The 18,629-nt window shown below is 61.2% G+C and carries 21 protein-coding genes and 1 riboswitch; all 21 genes read left to right on the forward strand.

Going from position 1 to position 18,629, the window contains the following annotated elements; translation table 11 throughout:
* Positions 1-228 precede the first annotated feature (228 nt).
* The 21 genes from pduF (at position 229) to cobT (ending at position 18,476) form a co-directional block, all read left to right on the forward strand.
* Positions 229-1,029, forward strand: coding sequence for a propanediol diffusion facilitator PduF (gene pduF, locus SIK97_RS15205; protein WP_004105118.1), 801 nt, complete (start codon positions 229-231; stop codon positions 1,027-1,029).
* Between the two features lie 188 nt (positions 1,030-1,217).
* Entirely contained in the window at positions 1,218-2,129 is a 912-nt protein-coding gene (gene pocR / locus SIK97_RS15210) for a transcriptional regulator PocR (RefSeq protein ID WP_014226637.1), read from the forward strand.
* Between the two features lie 300 nt (positions 2,130-2,429).
* Positions 2,430-2,598: riboswitch (cobalamin riboswitch) on the forward strand.
* 87 nt (positions 2,599-2,685) lie between these two features.
* Positions 2,686-4,065: a cobyrinate a,c-diamide synthase gene (locus tag SIK97_RS15215; protein ID WP_032751068.1), complete on the forward strand. Its 1,380-nt coding sequence runs from the start codon at positions 2,686-2,688 to the stop codon at positions 4,063-4,065.
* The gene (gene cbiB / locus SIK97_RS15220) at positions 4,062-5,021 is read left to right on the forward strand and encodes an adenosylcobinamide-phosphate synthase CbiB (protein ID WP_049078915.1); all 960 of its coding nucleotides are present in this window, start codon (positions 4,062-4,064) and stop codon (positions 5,019-5,021) included. Before SIK97_RS15215 ends, cbiB begins: the two co-directional genes overlap by 4 nt.
* Before the next feature lie 10 nt (positions 5,022-5,031).
* Positions 5,032-5,664 carry a cobalt-precorrin-8 methylmutase gene (locus SIK97_RS15225; protein ID WP_004133657.1) on the forward strand — a complete coding sequence of 211 codons (633 nt, stop codon included), beginning with the start codon at positions 5,032-5,034 and terminating at the stop codon, positions 5,662-5,664.
* The gene (gene cbiD / locus SIK97_RS15230) at positions 5,661-6,800 is read left to right on the forward strand and encodes a cobalt-precorrin-5B (C(1))-methyltransferase CbiD (RefSeq protein ID WP_057172998.1); all 1,140 of its coding nucleotides are present in this window, start codon (positions 5,661-5,663) and stop codon (positions 6,798-6,800) included. The genes SIK97_RS15225 and cbiD overlap by 4 nt, the downstream gene beginning before the upstream one ends.
* Complete coding sequence (locus SIK97_RS15235) at positions 6,794-7,399, forward strand: cobalt-precorrin-7 (C(5))-methyltransferase (RefSeq protein WP_025107434.1); 606 nt, start codon at positions 6,794-6,796, stop codon at positions 7,397-7,399. The genes cbiD and SIK97_RS15235 overlap by 7 nt, the downstream gene beginning before the upstream one ends.
* Positions 7,389-7,958: a decarboxylating cobalt-precorrin-6B (C(15))-methyltransferase gene (locus tag SIK97_RS15240; RefSeq protein ID WP_014839401.1), complete on the forward strand. Its 570-nt coding sequence runs from the start codon at positions 7,389-7,391 to the stop codon at positions 7,956-7,958. Before SIK97_RS15235 ends, SIK97_RS15240 begins: the two co-directional genes overlap by 11 nt.
* Positions 7,951-8,724: a cobalt-precorrin-4 methyltransferase gene (locus SIK97_RS15245; protein WP_014226631.1), complete on the forward strand. Its 774-nt coding sequence runs from the start codon at positions 7,951-7,953 to the stop codon at positions 8,722-8,724. The genes SIK97_RS15240 and SIK97_RS15245 overlap by 8 nt, the downstream gene beginning before the upstream one ends.
* Positions 8,705-9,760 carry a cobalt-precorrin 5A hydrolase gene (cbiG, locus tag SIK97_RS15250; RefSeq protein ID WP_057172999.1) on the forward strand — a complete coding sequence of 352 codons (1,056 nt, stop codon included), beginning with the start codon at positions 8,705-8,707 and terminating at the stop codon, positions 9,758-9,760. Before SIK97_RS15245 ends, cbiG begins: the two co-directional genes overlap by 20 nt.
* Complete coding sequence (locus SIK97_RS15255) at positions 9,760-10,485, forward strand: precorrin-3B C(17)-methyltransferase (protein WP_004105101.1); 726 nt, start codon at positions 9,760-9,762, stop codon at positions 10,483-10,485. Before cbiG ends, SIK97_RS15255 begins: the two co-directional genes overlap by 1 nt.
* Complete coding sequence (locus SIK97_RS15260) at positions 10,482-11,267, forward strand: cobalt-precorrin-6A reductase (protein ID WP_057173000.1); 786 nt, start codon at positions 10,482-10,484, stop codon at positions 11,265-11,267. The genes SIK97_RS15255 and SIK97_RS15260 overlap by 4 nt, the downstream gene beginning before the upstream one ends.
* A gap of 10 nt (positions 11,268-11,277) precedes the next feature.
* Complete coding sequence (gene cbiK / locus SIK97_RS15265) at positions 11,278-12,072, forward strand: sirohydrochlorin cobaltochelatase (protein ID WP_025107438.1); 795 nt, start codon at positions 11,278-11,280, stop codon at positions 12,070-12,072.
* The gene (locus SIK97_RS15270; RefSeq protein ID WP_014839398.1) at positions 12,069-12,782 is read left to right on the forward strand and encodes a cobalt-factor II C(20)-methyltransferase; all 714 of its coding nucleotides are present in this window, start codon (positions 12,069-12,071) and stop codon (positions 12,780-12,782) included. Before cbiK ends, SIK97_RS15270 begins: the two co-directional genes overlap by 4 nt.
* Positions 12,779-13,516 carry a cobalt ECF transporter S component CbiM gene (cbiM, locus tag SIK97_RS15275; protein WP_004124457.1) on the forward strand — a complete coding sequence of 246 codons (738 nt, stop codon included), beginning with the start codon at positions 12,779-12,781 and terminating at the stop codon, positions 13,514-13,516. The genes SIK97_RS15270 and cbiM overlap by 4 nt, the downstream gene beginning before the upstream one ends.
* Position 13,517: 1 nt before the next feature.
* Positions 13,518-13,799, forward strand: coding sequence for an energy-coupling factor ABC transporter substrate-binding protein (locus SIK97_RS15280; RefSeq protein ID WP_004133685.1), 282 nt, complete (start codon positions 13,518-13,520; stop codon positions 13,797-13,799).
* A complete protein-coding gene (locus tag SIK97_RS15285) occupies positions 13,786-14,463 on the forward strand; it encodes an energy-coupling factor ABC transporter transmembrane protein (protein ID WP_014226626.1) in 678 nt (225 codons plus the stop codon). Before SIK97_RS15280 ends, SIK97_RS15285 begins: the two co-directional genes overlap by 14 nt.
* Before the next feature lie 8 nt (positions 14,464-14,471).
* A complete protein-coding gene (locus SIK97_RS15290; RefSeq protein ID WP_025107439.1) occupies positions 14,472-15,287 on the forward strand; it encodes an energy-coupling factor ABC transporter ATP-binding protein in 816 nt (271 codons plus the stop codon).
* On the forward strand, positions 15,284-16,807 hold the full coding sequence (locus tag SIK97_RS15295) for a cobyric acid synthase (RefSeq protein ID WP_057173001.1): 1,524 nt from the start codon (positions 15,284-15,286) through the stop codon (positions 16,805-16,807). Before SIK97_RS15290 ends, SIK97_RS15295 begins: the two co-directional genes overlap by 4 nt.
* A complete protein-coding gene (cobU, locus tag SIK97_RS15300) occupies positions 16,801-17,346 on the forward strand; it encodes a bifunctional adenosylcobinamide kinase/adenosylcobinamide-phosphate guanylyltransferase (protein WP_057173002.1) in 546 nt (181 codons plus the stop codon). The genes SIK97_RS15295 and cobU overlap by 7 nt, the downstream gene beginning before the upstream one ends.
* A 74-nt stretch (positions 17,347-17,420) precedes the next feature.
* A complete protein-coding gene (cobT, locus tag SIK97_RS15305; RefSeq protein ID WP_014839394.1) occupies positions 17,421-18,476 on the forward strand; it encodes a nicotinate-nucleotide--dimethylbenzimidazole phosphoribosyltransferase in 1,056 nt (351 codons plus the stop codon).
* Positions 18,477-18,629: the final 153 nt, after the last annotated feature.

Genomic DNA, 18,629 nt, shown 5'->3' on the forward strand with positions numbered 1-18,629 from the left:
TTTTGCATGTCATGGCGATGGCGTAATTTCGAAATCCGCGCGTGAGCAATGCTATTCTGAGTTATTCAATGACAATAATTTGTTATTGATGCCCGAATTTTCCGGGGCCGCCGTCAGCAGGTTGCCAACAATTTGCGGAGCGGAGTTCATATAGTGGTGCCCGTTGTACTCTACTGCCAGCAGGAGGTTGGCTGGTCAGGACACGAACTCTGCTAAGAAGGTGTCACCATGAATGATTCGTTAAAAGCGCAATGTACCGCCGAGTTTCTGGGCACCGGGCTGTTTTTGTTTTTCGGCATCGGCTGCCTGAGCGCGTTAAAGGTGGCGGGAGCCAGCCTCGGACTGTGGGAGATATGCATTATCTGGGGTCTGGGGATCTCGCTTGCCGTCTATCTGACGTCGGGAATATCCGGCGGCCATCTCAACCCGGCGGTGACCGTTGCGTTATGGCTATTTGCCTGTTTTCCTGGGCGAAAAGTCTTCCCCTATATTGTCTCCCAGGTCGCGGGCGCCTTCGGCGGCGCGGTGCTGGCCTATGTGCTGTACAGCACTATGTTTACCGAGTTTGAATCCGCCCACCATATCGCTCGCGGCAGCGTTGAGAGCCTGCAGCTGGCGAGTATTTTCAGCACCTACCCGGCGGCCTCGCTGAGCATCTGGCACGCGGCGCTGGTCGAAGTGGTGATCACCTCCATGCTGATGGGGATGATTATGGCGCTGACCGACGACGGCAACGGCGTGCCGAAAGGGCCGCTGGCCCCGCTGCTGATTGGCCTGCTGGTGGCGGTGATTGGCGCGTCAACCGGGCCGCTGACCGGCTTTGCGATGAATCCGGCGCGTGATTTTGGGCCGAAGCTGTTTACGTGGATGGCGGGCTGGGGCGATATCGCGATGACCGGCGGAAGGGATATTCCGTACTTTATTGTGCCGATTATTGCGCCGCTGATCGGCGCCTGCCTCGGCGCGGCCATCTATCGTTATCTGATAGGAAATAACTTACCGTGTAATACCTGTAAATTAGAGGATTAATGCATCCGCTGAAATAGCGAAAAATTTTCATGAACCGGTATCACGAACTGGCCAAAAACGTCTCCCACGGATGGGAGACTTTTGCTATCGTAATATTCTTTTATCGTTGGCGGTAAATGATGATGAAAGGAAGTGAATATTAAAGAAATGTTTTATTTATAACAAAAAATTAACTGAGAGGTTTTATCATGATTTCTGCGAGCACACTGAACTCAGAACTCATTAATAAAATCGCACAGGATTTTGCGCAGGCCACCAGTCTGGCGGTTGTGGTTGTCAATATTCACGGTGATGAAATATCTGAACTGTTTAACTTCACTCCTTTCTGCCAGCTGATGCGCCAGCACCCTCAGCACAGCACCCGCTGCCGGATGAGCGACCGCTGCGGCGGCCTCGAGGCGTCAAAAACCGATCAGCTCTGTATCTACCGCTGCCACGCCGGGTTAACCGATTTTTCCATTCCTCTGGTTATCGCCGGGCACCTTGTGGGCTTCGTGCTATGCGGGCAGGTGCGCTTAAGCAACGATGTAGAACTGGTGGATATCCTCAACGTGGACGACGGCTGGCAGGCGGACCCCGAGCTGCTCAACGCGTTCCGCGACGTGCCGGAGATGGACTACTCCAGAGTGATTGCCTCCGCGGATTTACTGAAGCTGATCGTCGAGAACTGCCTGAAAAAGCAGCTCAACTTTGTGGTGATTAAAGATAATCCCCAGCAGCCGGAACCCGCGCGTGCCAGCCGGGTCGCCAGCCCTCACGACAGCAAAATGAAGAAAGCGCTGCGCTACATTGACGCCCATTTATCCGACGAGCTTCGCCTGGAAGACGTCGCCGCCCACGTTTATCTCAGCCCCTATTACTTCAGTAAGTTATTTAAAAAATATCAGGGTATCGGTTTTAACGCGTGGGTGAACCATCAGCGGATGGTGAGCGCCAAAGAGCTGCTTTGCCACAGCGACTGGAGCATCGCCAGCATTGCGCGGAATTTAGGATTTTCGCAAACCAGCTATTTTTGCAAAGTTTTTCGCCAGGCTTATCAGGTCACTCCGCAGGCCTATCGCCAGCAAATTAACGCCAGATCACAAACTGAGTCATTTTAAATGACAATATTTTGTTATTGCCGATTTTTGATATGCCCTTGTATCTGGCTCATTCTAAAATGAAAATATCTCATTCAGAGCAATAAATTGTCATAGCGCAACAAAATAATAATGAGAGAACGATAAGCTGCACCAGTTTTTATTTATTTGATGGGATAGAGTGATATCCGAAATGGCTTTCAGCGCGCCATCGGCGTAATGAAACGGCCTTGGTAATTAAAAATTAAACACGACGGGAGCCATCCAGCTTCCGTAAGATATTCCGGAAATCATGCGAGCCGGGCTGTCCCGCTCGAATCATGACGGACTAAACCGACAGGCGCCAGGGAAGGGGGTGTGAATCCCCCGCAGCCCCCGCTGCTGTGATGCTGACGAACCCATATTTAGCCACTGATCTGCTTACCGGATTGGGAAGGATGGGAGAGGACGACGCTAAGCCAGAAGACCTGCCTGTCGGTAATAATCAACAACTTCGGTGGGAAGTGGGTTGCTCAGATGCGTACAGTCGAAAGACTGGGAATGCACGCAGCCCTACCACCCGGCACAGGATCGGGGTATGGCAGCCAGGCAGCACGCATTTATTCTCGCAGGTACCGGCAGCGGTTGTGGTAAAACCACCGTTACGCTTGGTCTGCTCAGCCTGTTGAAGCAGCGCGGTATGCGGGTTCAGCCCTGCAAAGTCGGCCCGGACTACCTCGATACCGGCTGGCACACCGCCGTCAGCGGCGTCGCTTCCCGCAACCTCGACAGCTTTATGCTCCCGGAACCGGTGCTCAATGCGCTGTTTTGCGAACGGATGCAGCGGGCGGATATCGCGGTCATTGAGGGCGTGATGGGGCTGTATGACGGCTTCGGTACCGACCCTGGCTACTGCAGCACCGCCGCGATGGCTAAACAGCTCGGCTGTCCGGTCATTTTGCTGGTAGATGGCAAAGCGGTTTCCACCTCTATCGCCGCCACGGTGATGGGATTTCAACACTTCGACCCCAGCCTGAATATCGCCGGCGTTATCGTCAATCGCGTCAACAGCGAATCCCATTATCAGCTTCTCAAAGGCGCCATTGAACGCTATTGCGGGCTGCCGGTGCTCGGCTACGTACCGCGCGTGGAAGGGGTGGCGTTACCCGAACGCCATCTGGGGCTGGTCACCGCCCGCGAGTCGCTGGTCAATCAGCAGCCGTGGCGCGATTTTGCCCAAACGCTGGCGCAAACGCTGGATATTGAACGGCTCCTGGCTCTTAGCCAGCTCACCGCCCTACCCGCCGGGGAGTGGCCCCCGCTGCCGTCGCCCGACGCCGGCGCGGGCCTGACGCTGGCGCTGGCCGACGACGAAGCCTTCAACTTTTACTACCCGGATAACCTTACGCTGCTTGAACGCTGCGGGGTGAATATCGTGCGCTTCAGTCCGCTGCGCGATAGCGAGCTTCCGCCGTGCCAGATGATTTGGCTCGGCGGCGGCTATCCGGAAATTCATGCCGCCGGGCTGGCGGCCAATACGTCGATGCTGGCGCAGCTGCGGGAGGCGCACCGGCGCGGGGTGGCGATTTACGCCGAGTGCGGCGGTTTGATGTATCTCGGCAGCACCCTTGAAGACGCCAGCGGCGACATCTATCCGATGGCCAATCTGATTCCCGGCCACAGCAAGATGGGCAAACGGCTTACCCGCTTTGGCTACTGCGAGGCGCGGGCGATGCGGCAAACGCTGCTGGCGGCGCCCGGCGAAACCCTGCGCGGGCATGAGTTTCACTACTCGGATTTTACCCCTGAGATCCCGGCGGTCCTGGCCTGCCGTAAAGTCCGCGACGGTATGACCCTTCAGCAGTGGTCGGGCGGCTGGCAGGTGGGCAACACGTTCGCCAGCTATCTGCACCTGCACTTTGCGCAGCGTCCCATCATGCTCAACCACTGGCTGGCTGCGGCAAGGAGCGCGCTATGACGCTGCTGGCATGGGGCGTTGCCTGGCTCCTCGATTTTATCATCGGCGATCCGCAGAGCTGGCCGCATCCGGTGCGCTGGATAGGCAACCTGATCGCCGCCGTTCAGCGCGGCGTGCGCCGCTATTGCCGCAGCGATGTCGCCCTGCGCGTCGGCGGCGCCGTGATGTGGCTGGTGGTGGTCGGGCTAACGTGGAGCGTCTGCTGGGGCGTGCTGACGCTGGCGCGGACGATTCATCCGTGGCTTGGCTGGCTGGTTGAGGTATGGATGATTTTCACCGTGCTGGCCGGACGCTGCCTGGCGCAGTCGGCGCGGGACGTCGAGCGCCCGCTGCGCGCGGGGGATCTGGCGGAGAGCCGTATCAAGCTGTCGTGGATCGTCGGGCGCGACACGTTGCAGCTTGCGCCGCAGCAGATTAATCGCGCGGTGGTGGAAACCGTCGCAGAGAACACCGTCGACGGCATTATCGCGCCGCTCTTCTTTCTGCTGCTGGGCGGCGCGCCGCTGGCGATGGCCTATAAAGCGGTCAACACCCTGGATTCGATGGTCGGCTATAAGCACGAAAAATATCGGGCCATCGGCATGGTCAGCGCCCGCCTCGATGATGTCGCCAACTTTATCCCCGCCCGCCTGAGCTGGCTGCTTATCAGCCTCGCCGCTCTCCTCTGCGGTGAAGCGGGCGGCCGCGCGCTGCGCATCGGCTGGCGCGACCGCTACAACCACAGCAGCCCGAACTGCGGCTGGTCGGAAGCGGCGGTCGCCGGGGCGCTCGGCATCCGGCTTGGCGGCCCTAACGATTACTTTGGACAGCGCGTGGAGAAGCCGTGGATCGGCGACGCGACGCGCGATATTTCCGTAGACGATATTTCCCGAACGATTCGACTGATGTGGGTGTCTTCGACCCTGGCGCTGGCGCTGTTTATGGCGGTCCGGTACTGGCTGGTCGGCGCTGCCTGAGGACAAATGAATGCACTATATCCAGCAACCGCAGGCGATTGAGGCGAAAAGCTTCGACATTATTGGCGACATTATTGCGCAGACCCGCCCGGACTACCGCTTTGCCAGCCCGCTGCACGAAGCCATTATCAAGCGGGTGATCCACACCACCGCTGATTTTGACTGGCTGGATATCCTGTGGTTTTCGCCCGACGTGCTTCCGCGCTTGAGCGCCGCCCTGAGCCAGCCCTGCACGCTTTATACCGATACCACCATGGCCCTGTCCGGGATCAATAAAACCCTGCTGGCGAAATTCGGCGGCGAGTGCCGCTGCTATATCAGCGATCCGCGGGTGGTGGCGGAGGCCAAAGCGCAGGGGATGACCCGCTCGATGGCGGCGGTTGATATCGCGGTCGCCGAAGAGGGCGAGAAGGTGTTTGTTTTCGGCAATGCGCCCACCGCGCTGTTTCGTCTGCTGGAGCATGACGTCGCGGTCAACGGCGTGATTGGCGTGCCGGTCGGTTTCGTCGGCGCGGCGGAGTCGAAAGAGGCCCTGACGCAGAGCGGCCTGCCGGGCATCGCCGCGCTGGGTCGTAAAGGCGGCAGCAACGTCGCCGCCGCCATCGTCAACGCCATTTTGTACCACTTACAGGGGGCGCGATGAGCGAGCAATCCTTTGACGCCCCGGTATGGCACAACGGCAAGGCGCTGCGCAAAGGCTATACCACCGGATCCTGCGCCACGGCGGCAGCAAAGGTCGCGGCGCTGATGGTGATGCGTCAGCATCTGATTCATCAGGTCTCCATTGTCACCCCTTCCGGCGTCACTCTGTGCCTTAACGTCGAGTCGCCGCACGTTGAAGGGCAGCAGGCGATCGCCGCCATCCGTAAAGACGGCGGCGATGATGTTGACGCCACCCACGGGATGCTGATTTTCGCCCGCGTGACGCTCGACGATTCCGGCGAGATTACCCTGCGCGGCGGCGAAGGCGTCGGCACGGTCACCCGCAAAGGGATCGGCCTGCCCATCGGCAGCCCGGCGATTAACCGCACCCCGCGCCACACCATCGAGTCGGCGGTGCGCGAAGCGATTGGCCCGTCGCGCGGGGCGACGGTAGAGATTTTCGCCCCGGAAGGCGAGGCGCGGGCGCAGAAAACCTATAACTCGCGGCTGGGGATCCTGGGCGGCATCTCGATTATCGGCACCACCGGTATCGTGACGCCGATGTCGGAGGAGAGCTGGAAGCGTTCGCTGTCGCTGGAGCTGGAAATTAAGCGCGCGGCGGGGCTGGAGCGGGTAGTGCTGGTGCCAGGCAACCACGGCGAGCGCTTTGTACGCGAGCAGATGGGCATTGATGCGCAGGTGGTGGTCACCATGAGCAACTTCGTCGGCTACATGATTGAAGAGGCCGTGCGCCTCAGGTTCCGCCAGATCGTGCTGATTGGCCATCCCGGCAAGCTGATTAAAGTCGCCGCCGGGATCTTCCACACCCACAGCCATATCGCCGATGCGCGGATGGAAACCCTGGTCGCGCATCTGGCGCTGCTGGGCGCGCCGCTGGCGCTGCTGCAGCTGGTGAGCGAATGCGATACCACCGAAGCGGCGATGGAGCACATCGACGCGTACGGTTTTCAGCATATCTATCACCATCTTGCCGAACGCATCTGCCTGCGGGTGATGCAGATGCTGCGCTTTACCAAAACGCCGCCCGTCTGCGACGCCATCATGTTCTCCTTTGATAACAAGGTCCTCGGCAGCAATCGCCCGATCGCCGAGATTGCGCGGGAGATGGCATGTTAACGGTCGTCGGCATGGGCCCGTCAGGCCTGCATCTGATGACGCCGGCGGCGCGGGACGCGGTCGCCAGCGCGGACGCGCTGGTGGGCGGCAAGCGGCATTTACAGCAGTTCCCTGAGTTTGACGGCGAACGGTTTGCGCTGGGCGCCAATATTGCCGAACTGCTGGTATGGCTCGGCGAACGCGAAGCGCAGAAGGTGGTGGTGCTGGCCTCCGGCGACCCGCTGTTTTACGGCATCGGTACGCGGCTGATCGCCCACTTTGGCATCGAGCGCGTGCGCATTATCCCCGGCATCAGCGCGGTGCAGTATCTCTGCGCGAAGGCCGGTATCGATATGAACGATATCTGGCTGACCAGCAGCCACGGGCGGGACGTCTGTTTTGATGAGCTGGCTCGCCAGCGCAAGGTGGCGATGGTGACCGACGGGCGCTGCGGGCCGCGGGAAATCGCCGCCCAGCTGGCGGCGCGGGGTAAAGGGTATCGCTGGATGGTGATTGGCGAAAATCTGGCGATGGATAACGAGCGGATCCGCTGGCTACCGGTCAGTGAGGTCGACGGCGAATATGAGATGAACGCGGTGGTGATCCTCGATGAAAGATGAGCTTTTTCTGCGCGGCGAGAAGGTGCCGATGACCAAAGAGGCGGTTCGCGCGCTGGCGCTGGCCAAACTTGAGCTACACCGGGCAAGCCACCTGATTGATATCGGCGCCGGTACCGGCAGCGTGTCGATTGAGGCGGCGCTGCAGTACCCCTCGCTGCAGGTAACGGCGGTCGAACGCAATCCCGCGGCCCTGCAGCTGCTGGACGAAAACCGCCAGCATTTCGCCTGCGGCAACATTGAGATCCTGCCCGGCGAAGCGCCGATGGTGATCACCGAGCGGGCCGACGCCATTTTTATGGGCGGCAGCGGCGGCCGCCTCGACGAGCTCATTGACTGGTCGTGGCAGCAGCTCTACCCCGGCGGTCGCCTGGTGATGACCTTTATCCTGCAGGAGAACCTGAACGCCGCTCTCGACTATCTGCGGCTGAAGGGAATCGAACAGGTTGATTGCCTGCAGCTGAACGTTTCATCGCTGACCGCGCTGGGCAGCGGCCACTATTTCAAACCGAATAATCCCGTTTTTGTTATCGCCTGTCAGAAGGAAGAAAACCATGGCTGAGACATTTGACCCCCGTTGTGTGTGGTTCGTTGGAGCAGGGCCGGGCGACCGTGAGCTGATTACCCTCAAGGGCTACCGCTTGCTCCAGCAGGCCCAGGTGGTGATCTACGCCGGGTCGCTGATAAACACCGCGCTGCTGGAGTACTGTCCGCCCGGCGCCGAGTGTCACGACAGCGCCGAACTGCATCTGGCGCAAATTCTCGACCTGATGGAAGCCGGCGTTAAAGCCGGGAAAACGGTGGTGCGTTTACAGACCGGGGACGTGTCGCTGTACGGCTCGGTCCGCGAGCAGGGCGAAGAGCTGACCAAACGCGGCATCGACTGGCAGGTGGTGCCGGGCGTCAGCGCGTTTCTGGGCGCCGCGGCGGAGCTTGGCGTCGAATACACCGTCCCGGAAGTCTCCCAGAGCCTGATTATTACCCGCCTCGAAGGGCGCACGCCGGTGCCGGAGCGCGAGCAGCTTGAGTCGTTTGCCAGCCACCAGACCTCGATGGCGATTTACCTTTCCGTACAGCGCATTCACCGGGTGGCGGAGCGCCTGATGGAAGGCGGCTACCCGGCAACCACGCCGGTGGCGGTGATCTACAAAGCGACCTGGCCGGAAAGCCAGACCGTACGCGGTACCCTGGCGGATATCGGCGACAAGGTGCGCGAGGCGGGGATCCGCAAAACGGCGCTCATTCTGGTCGGGAATTTCCTGGGCTCTGAGTATCACTACTCAAAACTCTACGCGGCGGACTTTAGCCATGAATACCGTAAAGCCTGAATCAATCGCGCTTTTCTGCCTGACCCCTGGCGGCGTGCGGCTGGCGAAACGGCTGGCGGCGATGCTGCCGTTAACCTGCTTTACCAGCGAGAAGCTGCTGGAAGAGGGGTTTCTCCCCTTTGAAAACGGTTTTGCCAGCGCCGCGTGCGAGGCCTTCAGCAGCTATTCGGCGCTGATTTTCATCGGCGCCACCGGGATCGCGGTACGCGTGCTGGCCCCGCTGGTGAATGACAAGTTCAGCGACCCGGCGGTGGTGGTGATTGACGAGCGCGGCCAGCACGTTATTAGCCTGCTTTCCGGCCACGCGGGGGGCGCGAATGCCCTCAGCCGCTATCTGGCAGGGATGCTCGGCGCCGACCCGGTGATCACCACCGCCACCGACGTCAACGAGATGGCGGCGCTGGATACCCTGGCATTCCAGCTTAATGCCCGGATGAGCGACTTCCGCGCGGCGGTGAAAACCGTCAACCAGATGCTGGTCAGCCAGCAGCGCGTCGGCCTGTGGTGGGACGACGAACTGGATGAAGACGTCAGCCGCTGCGACCGGCGGGGATTTATCACCGTGACCGATCTGCACCAGCTTCCTGAGCTGGACGCGCTGGTCTGCGTCACGCTGCGCAACGAGCTGCCGGCCATCGCCGTGCTGCACTGGAAGCTGGTGCCGCAGCGGGTGGTCGCCGGAATTGGCTGCCGTCGCGATACGCCATTCCCGCTGTTAGCAGCGCTGCTGGCGCGCCAGCTTGAGGCGCAGCGCCTGGATCCGCTGGCGCTGAAAGCCATCGGCAGCGTGACGCTGAAGAAGCACGAGCAGGGGCTGATTCAGCTGGCCTCCTGCTGTCGCGTACCGTTCGAAACCTTTCCCGCTGATGCGCTGCGCGAGCATGAGCACCATTTCCCCGCCTCATCGTTCGTCAGAAAAACCGTCGGCGTGGGGAGCGTATCCGGCCCGGCGGCCTGGCTGCTGAGCCATGGGCAACTGTTGGGCGAAACCCTGCGCGAACAGGGCGTCACTATCACTTTGGGAGTTTCACACTGATGTTAAGCGTAATCGGAATCGGCCCTGGCTCGCAGTCCATGATGACCATGGAAGCCATTGAAGCGCTGCAGGCGGCGGAAATCGTCGTTGGCTATAAAACCTACACGCACCTGGTGAAAGCCTTTACCGGCGATAAGCAGGTGATCAAAACCGGGATGTGCAAAGAGATTGAGCGCTGCCAGGCGGCGATTGAGCTGGCGCAGGCCGGGCATAACGTGGCGCTGATCAGCAGCGGCGACGCCGGTATTTACGGCATGGCCGGACTGGTGCTTGAGCTGGTCAGCAAGCAGAAGCTGGATGTGGAAGTCCGCCTGATCCCGGGGATGACCGCCAGCATCGCCGCCGCCTCGCTGCTGGGCGCGCCGCTGATGCACGACTTCTGCCATATCAGCCTCAGCGACCTGCTGACACCGTGGCCGGTGATTGAAAAGCGTATTGTCGCCGCCGGGGAAGCCGACTTCGTGATCTGTTTTTACAATCCGCGCAGCCGCGGCCGCGAGGGCCATCTGGCGCGCGCCTTTGAGCTGCTGTCGGCCAGCAAAAGCGCGCAGACTCCGGTGGGGGTCGTGAAGTCCGCCGGACGTAAAAAACAGGAGAAATGGCTGACCACCCTGGGGGAGATGGATTTTGCACCGGTCGATATGACCAGCCTGGTGATCGTTGGCAACAAAGCGACGTATATCCAGGATGGCCTGATGATCACCCCACGAGGCTACGTGCTGTGAGCCACGGCGAGGTGCTGGTGATGGGCGGAACCAGCGACGCGCGGGCGCTGTGCCAGCAGCTTGACGCGGCGCAGGTTAAATACACCCTGTCGGTGGCGACGCCCACCGGCCAGCAGCTGGCGGGAGACATTCGCGGCCAGGTGCGCTGCGGGCGTCTCGAGCTGGAGGAGATGATCGCCTGGCTGAAGGCTAACCGGACCCGCTGGGTGATCGATGCTTCTCACCCCTACGCCGAAGCGGTGAGCCGCAATATCGTCCGGGCCTGCGAAACCGCCGGCGTGCTGCTGAGCCGCTATCAGCGCCCTGAACAGCTGAGCGGCCTGACGCATCCGCTGCTCTATACCGTGGAGAGCATTGAACAGGCCTGCGAGGTGGCGCGGCGCTTCGGCCAGCGCGTGCTGCTCACCACCGGAAGCAAAGATCTGGCGCGCTGGCGGGCGGGATTAGGCGAAAAAACGCTGCTGGCCCGGGTGTTGCCGGTAGCCGATGTCATCGCGCAGTGCGCCGCGCTGGGGTTCGGCGTTGGCGAGATCTTCGCCCTGTGCGGGCCGTTCAGCGCCGAGTTCAACGCCGCTTTCTACCGCCAGTGCCGGGCCGATGTGGTGATCACTAAGGCCTCCGGCGCCGAAGGCGGCTATCAGGAAAAAGTACAACCCTGTCTGGATGCCGGTATCCCCTGCATCGTGATTACGCGCCCGGCACCGCTGGTGACCGGTGAAGAATTACTGGAAAGTCAGGCTGCCTTTGCCCGGCGCTTAGCGCGCTGGCTGGCCGCTGCTTAAGGAGTCCGAAATGAAAAAAGCGCTTCTGGTGGTCAGTTTTGGCACCAGCTATCCCGACACCTGTGAAAAGAATATCGTCGCCTGCGAGCGCGAGCTGGCGGCCAGCTGCCCGGACCGCGACACCTTTCGCGCCTTCACCTCCGGGATGATTATCCGCAAGCTCAAGCAGCGCGACGGTATCGAGATTGATACGCCGCTGCAGGCGTTGCAGAAGCTGGCCGAGCAGGGCTACCAGGATGTGGCGATTCAGTCGCTGCACATTATCAACGGCGATGAATATGAAAAGATCGTCCGTGAAGTGCAAAGCCTGCGCCCGCTGTTCCTCCGCCTGACGCTGGGGGCGCCGCTGCTGAGCAGCCATAATGATTATGTCCAGCTGATGCAGGCGCTGCGCCAGCAGATGCCGCCGATTGCCGCCGATGAAACGGTGGTCTTTATGGGCCACGGCGCCAGCCATCACGCTTTCGCCGCCTACGCCTGTCTGGACCATATGATGACGGCGAAGGGGTTTCCGGCGCGGGTCGGCGCGGTCGAGAGCTATCCGGAAGTCGATATTCTTATCGACAGCCTGCGCCGGCAGGGGGTGAAGGGCGTGCACCTGATGCCGCTGATGCTGGTGGCCGGCGATCACGCCATTAACGATATGGCCTCGGACGAAGAGGACTCCTGGAAAACACTGTTCAACGCCGCCGGTATCACGGCGACGCCGTGGCTGAACGGGCTGGGAGAGAATCCGGCGGTGCGCGCAATGTTCGTCGCTCACCTGCAGCAGGCGCTGAGCCTGGCGATGGAGGAGGCGGCATGAGCGGCAAACTGTATGCCCTGAGTACCGGCCCTGGCGCCGCCGACCTGATCACCGTGCGCGCGGCGCGGGTGCTGGGCAAGCTGGACATTCTCTACGCGCCCGCCGGACGTAAAGGCGGCGACAGCCTCGCGCTCTCCATCGTGCGGGAGTATATCGGCGAACGGACCGAAGTGCGCTGCTGCCATTTCCCGATGAGCGCCGACAGCGCGGAAAAAGAGGCGGTATGGGATGAGGTCGCCGCCGCGCTGGTGCAGGAAGTGGAGGCGGGCAAGCAGGTCGGGTTTATTACCCTCGGCGACGCCATGCTGTTCAGCACCTGGGTGTTCTTACTCCAGCGTATCGGCAGCCCGGAGTGGCTGGAGATTGTTCCCGGCGTCACCTCTTTCGCCGCCATTGCCGCGCGTTCGCAAACGCCGCTGGCCATGGAGCAGCAGTCGCTGGCGGTGATCTCCTGCACCGCGCCGGAAACGGAAATCGAGCAGGCGCTGCGCCAGCATGAAAGCCTGGTGCTGATGAAAGTGTACGGGCGGTTTCCCCGCATCAAAGCGCTGCTGGCGAAAAACGGTCTGCTGGATGCCGCGCTGATGATGTCCGAAGCCACGCTGCCGGGCGAGCAGTGCTGGCGCCATCTCCGTGACGTCAGCGACGACCAGCCGCTGCCCTATTTCTCGACCATTCTGGTCAATAAACAGTGGGAGTATGCAGAATGAAACTTGAACAACAGCTAAAACAGCTGTCTTTCAGCGGGTTAGCTGCGGCGCTATTGCTGATAGTGGTACCCGAAAAGGCTTTCGCGATGCACATTATGGAGGGGTTTTTACCGCCGATGTGGGCCCTGGCATGGTGGCTGCTGTTTTTACCCTGCCTGTGGTACGGGCTGGTGCGCCTGCGCCGCATCGTGCAGGAAGATAACAACCAGAAGGTGCTGCTGGCGCTGTGCGGGGCGTTTATTTTTGTGCTGTCGGCGCTGAAAATTCCTTCCGTGACCGGTAGCTGTTCGCACCCGACCGGCGTCGGCCTGGCGGTGATTCTCTTCGGGCCGGGAGTGGTGGCGATCCTTGGCGCCATCGTGCTGCTGTTCCAGGCGCTGCTGCTGGCGCACGGCGGGCTGACGACGCTCGGCGCGAACGGGATGTCGATGGCGGTAATCGGGCCGGTGGTCGGCTATATGGTGTGGAAAATGGCCTGCCGCGCGGGCATTCGCCGCGATGTCGGGGTGTTTCTCTGCGCGATGCTGGCGGATCTGGTGACCTACTTTGTCACCTCCGTACAGCTCGGCGTGGCCTTCCCGGATCCGACCGCCGGCGCGACCGGATCGATCGTCAAGTTTATGGGGATCTTCTGCCTGACCCAGATCCCGATCGCCATTGCTGAAGGACTGTTAACCGTCATGATCTACGACCAGTTGACCAAACGTCAGCTGATTACCGCACAGGGGCATTAACATGAAAAAGACGCTGATATTGTTAGCCATGGTGGTGGCGCTGGTGATCCTGCCGTTCTTTGTCGATCACGGCGGCGAGTTTGGCGGTTCGGACGGCGAGGCGGAGAGCCAGATTCAGGTGGTCGCGCCGCATTATGAGCCGTGGTTCCAGCCGCTGTACGAACCGGCGAGTGGAGAAATTGAGAGCCTGCTGTTTACGCTCCAGGGATCCCTCGGCGCGGCGGTGATTTTCTATATTCTGGGCTACAGCAAAGGCAGACAGCGCCGTGATGACCGGGTTTGACCGACTTAGCTATCAGAGCCGCTGGTTTCACGTCGCGCCGGAGCGCAAGTTCCTGTTCTGGCTGCTGCTGATGGTGCTGGCCTTTACCCTGCCTCCGCTGGGGCAGGGTATCGAAATGGCGCTGATTGCCGCCTTAACCTGCTGGCTGCTGCGGGTCTCGCCGTGGCGCTGGTGCCGCTGGATGGCGCTGCCGTTTGGCTTCCTGCTGATCGGCGTGCTGACCATTCTGTTTAGCGTCAGCCGCAATCCGCAGGATCTGCTGCTGAGCCTGCCGCTGGGCAGCGTCTGGCTGGGCATCACGTCGGAGGGGCTGACGACCGCCAATCAGACCTTCTGGCGCAGCCTGGCGGCGCTGGCGTCCACCTTCTGGCTGGTGCTGAATCTGCCGTTCCCGCAGCTTATTGTGCTGCTCAAGCGCGGGCGGGTGCCGCGGCTGCTGACCGAGCAAATCCTGCTAACCTGGCGCTTTATTTTTATTCTGTTAGACGAAGCGCTGGCGATTCATCGTGCGCAAACATTACGTTTTGGCTACCGTAGCGTGCCGAAGGGCTATCGTTCGCTGGCGATGCTGGTAGGGCTGCTGTTTACCCGGGTGATGATTCGCTACCAGCAGATGAGCACCACGCTGGATATCAAACTGTATCAGGGTGACTTTCACCTCTAAGGATAAGTATGCTTGCCACGACCGATCTCTGGTTTCGCTATCAGGACGAGCCGGTGCTGAAGGGGCTGACGCTGGATTTTTCCCGTCACGCGGTGACCGGACTGGTGGGGGCGAACGGCTGCGGAAAATCCACGCTGTTTATGAACCTGAGCGGTCTGCTGCGCCCGCAGAGCGGGGCGGTGCTGTGGCAGGGAAAACCGCTGGACTACAGCAAACGCGGCCTGCTGGCGCTGCGTCAGCAGGTGGCGACCGTTTTTCAGGACCCGGACCAGCAGATTTTCTATACCGATATCGACAGCGATATCGCCTTTAGCCTGCGTAACCTGGGGGTTGCGGAAGAGGAAATTGCCCGCCGGGTGGACGATGCCCTGACTCTCGTCGATGCCCAGGGGTTTCGTCACCAGCCGATTCAGTGCCTGAGCCACGGGCAGAAAAAGCGCGTGGCGATAGCCGGCGCGCTGGTGCTGCAGGCGCGCTATTTACTGCTCGACGAGCCTACGGCGGGGCTCGATCCCTCGGGGCGCGCGCAGATGATCGACATCATTAAGCGCATTGCCGATCGGGGCAACCACGTGGCGATCTCCAGCCACGACATCGATCTGATCTATGAAATCAGCGATGCGGTTTACGTGTTACGCCGCGGCGAAGTGCTGGCGCACGGCGAACCCGGGGAGGTGTTTGCCCGCAGCGAACTGATGGCCCAGGCCGGGCTAACCCAGCCGTGGCTGGTGAAACTGCACGCGCAGCTCGGGCTGCCGCTGTGTAAAACCGAAGAAGAATTTTTTACGCGGATGCGAAGCAACGCGATGAAGGAGGCGTCATGACGCTGGTAATTATGTTACAGGGCACCGCTTCCGACGTCGGCAAAAGCGTGCTGGTCGCGGGGCTGTGCCGCATCTTTTATCAGGACGGGCAGCGCACCGCGCCTTTTAAATCGCAGAATATGGCGCTTAATTCCGGTATCACGCCGGATGGCAAAGAGATGGGCCGCGCGCAGATTTTCCAGGCCGAAGCGGCGGGCATTACCCCGGATGTGCGCATGAACCCGGTGCTGCTTAAGCCAACCAGCGACCGTAAAGCGCAGGTGGTGCTGATGGGCAAAGTGGCGACCGATATGGACGCGGTGAGCTATCACGAGTACAAGCCGCGCCTGCGCGAACAGATCCTCGCGGTTTATAACAGCCTTGCCGCCGAACATGATGTGCTGGTGCTGGAAGGGGCGGGCAGTCCGGCGGAGATCAACCTGCGCGATCGCGACATCGTCAATATGGGCATGGCCGAGATGGCCCAGTGCCCGGTGATCCTCGTGGCGGATATCGATCGCGGCGGCGTATTCGCCTCCATCTACGGCACGCTCGCGCTGCTGCACGATCGCGAACGCGCGCGGGTCAAAGGGGTGATTATCAATAAATTTCGCGGCGACGTGGCGCTGCTGTATTCCGGGATCGAGCAGATAGAAGCGCTCACCGGCGTCCCGGTGCTCGGCGTCATGCCGTGGCTGGAGGTCGATCTTGAAGATGAGGACGGAGTCGCGCTGCAAAAAGGGAAATATCTGCGTACCGACAGGCGCGATATTGAGATTGCCGTGGTCCAGGTACCGCACATCTCTAATTTCACCGATTTCAACGCGCTGGCGGCGCAGCCGGACGTCCGCGTCCGCTATGTTCGCCATCCCCAGGAGCTGGCGGGCGTGGATATGATTATCCTGCCGGGCAGTAAAAATACGCTCGGCGACCTGGGCTGGCTGCGCGAGAGCGGCATGGCGCACGCGATACTGCAGGCCCGGCGTCAGGGCGTACCGGTGCTGGGGATCTGCGGCGGCTACCAGATGCTCGGCGAAACCATAATCGATGAGGTGGAGTCGGGGCTTGGCACCCAGCCGGGGCTGGGGTTGCTCAATACCGTCACCCACTTTGCGCACAGCAAAACGACCACCCAGGTAACGGCGACTCTGGCTCCGGCGCTGCCGGCGTGGCTGGCGGCAACGGCGGGGCTGGCGGTAAGCGGCTACGAAATTCATATGGGCGAAACCGAGCTGCGCGACGGCTGCCGTTCGCTGATGCAATTACATAAAGGCGGCCTGAACGTGGCGGACGGCGCGGTCAGCGATGACGGCCTGGCGTTTGGCACCTATCTGCACGGCCTGTTCGATAGCGATGCATTTACCCGCGCGCTGGTTAACGGCCTGCGCCAGCGTAAAGGGCTGGCGGCGCTGGATAGCGATTTCGAGTATGCGCAGTATAAATCTCGCCAGTTCGATCTGCTGGCGGACGCGATGCGCCAGCATATTGATATCGAAAAAATCTACGCCATCATGCGCCAACATCAGGAGCCCGTATGCTGACTTTAGTGACCGGCGGGGCGCGCAGCGGTAAAAGCCGCCATGCCGAAGCGCTGATCGCCCATGCGCCGCAGGTACTCTATATCGCCACCTCGCAGATCTTTGATGACGAGATGGCGGCGAGGATCCAGCACCACCGCGACGGCAGGCCCGCGCACTGGCGCACCGCCGAGCGCTGGCAGCAGCTTGATGAACTGATCACCCCGTATATCGCCCCGGAGGAGGCGATTTTGCTGGAATGCATCACCACCATGGTAACCAACCTGCTGTTTGCGCTGGGGGGCGACAGCGCGCCGGACGACTGGGATTATGCGGCGATGGAGCGGGCGATCGACGCCGAAATCGCGGTACTGATTGCCGCCTGCCAGCGCTGCCCGGCCCGCGTGGTGCTGGTGACCAACGAAGTGGGGATGGGGATTGTGCCGGAAAACCGTCTGGCCCGCCATTTCCGCGATATCGCCGGACGCGTTAACCAGCGCCTTGCTGCGGCGGCGGACGAGGTGTGGCTGGTGGTGTCGGGCATTGGCGTAAAAATCAAATAGGCCAGGCGCGCCGTACCGGGCGTTATTCTTCCTGCTGGCTCTGCCATGAGCCAGCCAACAAGACGAGAACCTCTATGCAAAGCTTAACCTCTCTACTGGGCGCGATCCCGGCGCCTGATGAAAGCGCGATGGCGCGCGCCCGGCTTCATATCGACGGCCTGCTGAAGCCACCCGGAAGCCTTGGACGCCTTGAAGATCTTGCCGTACAGCTGGCGGGCATGCCCGGTCTTGACGGCGTGCCGCAGGTGAAAAAGAAGGCGCTGCTGGTGATGTGCGCCGACCACGGCGTGTGGGACGAAGGGGTCGCCATCTCGCCGAAAGCGGTGACCGCCATCCAGGCGGCGAATATGACGCTGGGTAAAACCGGCGTTTGCGTGCTGGCGGCGCAGGCGGGCGCGAAAATGCACGTGATTGATGTCGGGATCGATGCCGAGCTGATACCGGGCGTTATCAACATGCGCGTGGCGCGCGGCTGCGGCAATATCGCCGTCGGTCCGGCAATGCGCCGCGGCCAGGCGGAAGAGCTGCTGCTGGAGGTGATGCGCTATACCCGAGGGCTGGCGCAGGATGGCGTCACCCTGTTTGGCGTCGGGGAGCTCGGAATGGCCAATACCACCCCGGCGGCGGCAATTGTCAGCGTTCTGACCGGCAGCGATGCCCAGGAGGTGGTCGGGATTGGCGCTAATCTGCCGTTGGCGAAGGTCGCTAATAAAGTGGAAGTGGTGCGCCGGGCTATCGCCGTCAACCGGCCTGACCCGAACGATGGTCTCGACGTGCTGGCAAAAGTGGGCGGTTTTGATTTATTGGGGATGACGGGCGTGATGCTGGGCGCGGCCTCCTGCGGCCTGCCGGTGGTGCTCGATGGCTTCCTCTCCTACGCGGCGGCGCTGGCGGCGTGCCGAATTGCGCCGGAAGTGAAACCCTATCTGATCCCGTCGCACTATTCGGCGGAGAAGGGGGCGCGTACGGCGCTGATGCACCTGGAGCTGGAGCCGTATCTCAACATGGGGATGCGCCTGGGCGAAGGCAGCGGCGCGGCGCTGGCGATGCCGATCGTGGAAGCGGCCTGCGCGATGTATCACGAGATGGGCATGCTGGCGGCGAGCAATATTGTGTTGCCGAAGGGCTGAAAAAGGGCCGGGGAGCGGCGCTGCGCCGTTCCCTGAATCAGGCATAAGATTTTGCGCAGCGCAGAAACAAAAAAACACCCTTGAGGGTGTTTATGATGTTGGTTGCGGGGGCCGGATTTGAACCGACGACCTTCGGGTTATGAGCCCGACGAG

This window comes from Klebsiella sp. JN_Kp126, assembly GCF_033843325.1.
Taxonomy (GTDB): Bacteria; Pseudomonadota; Gammaproteobacteria; order Enterobacterales; family Enterobacteriaceae; genus Klebsiella; species Klebsiella michiganensis.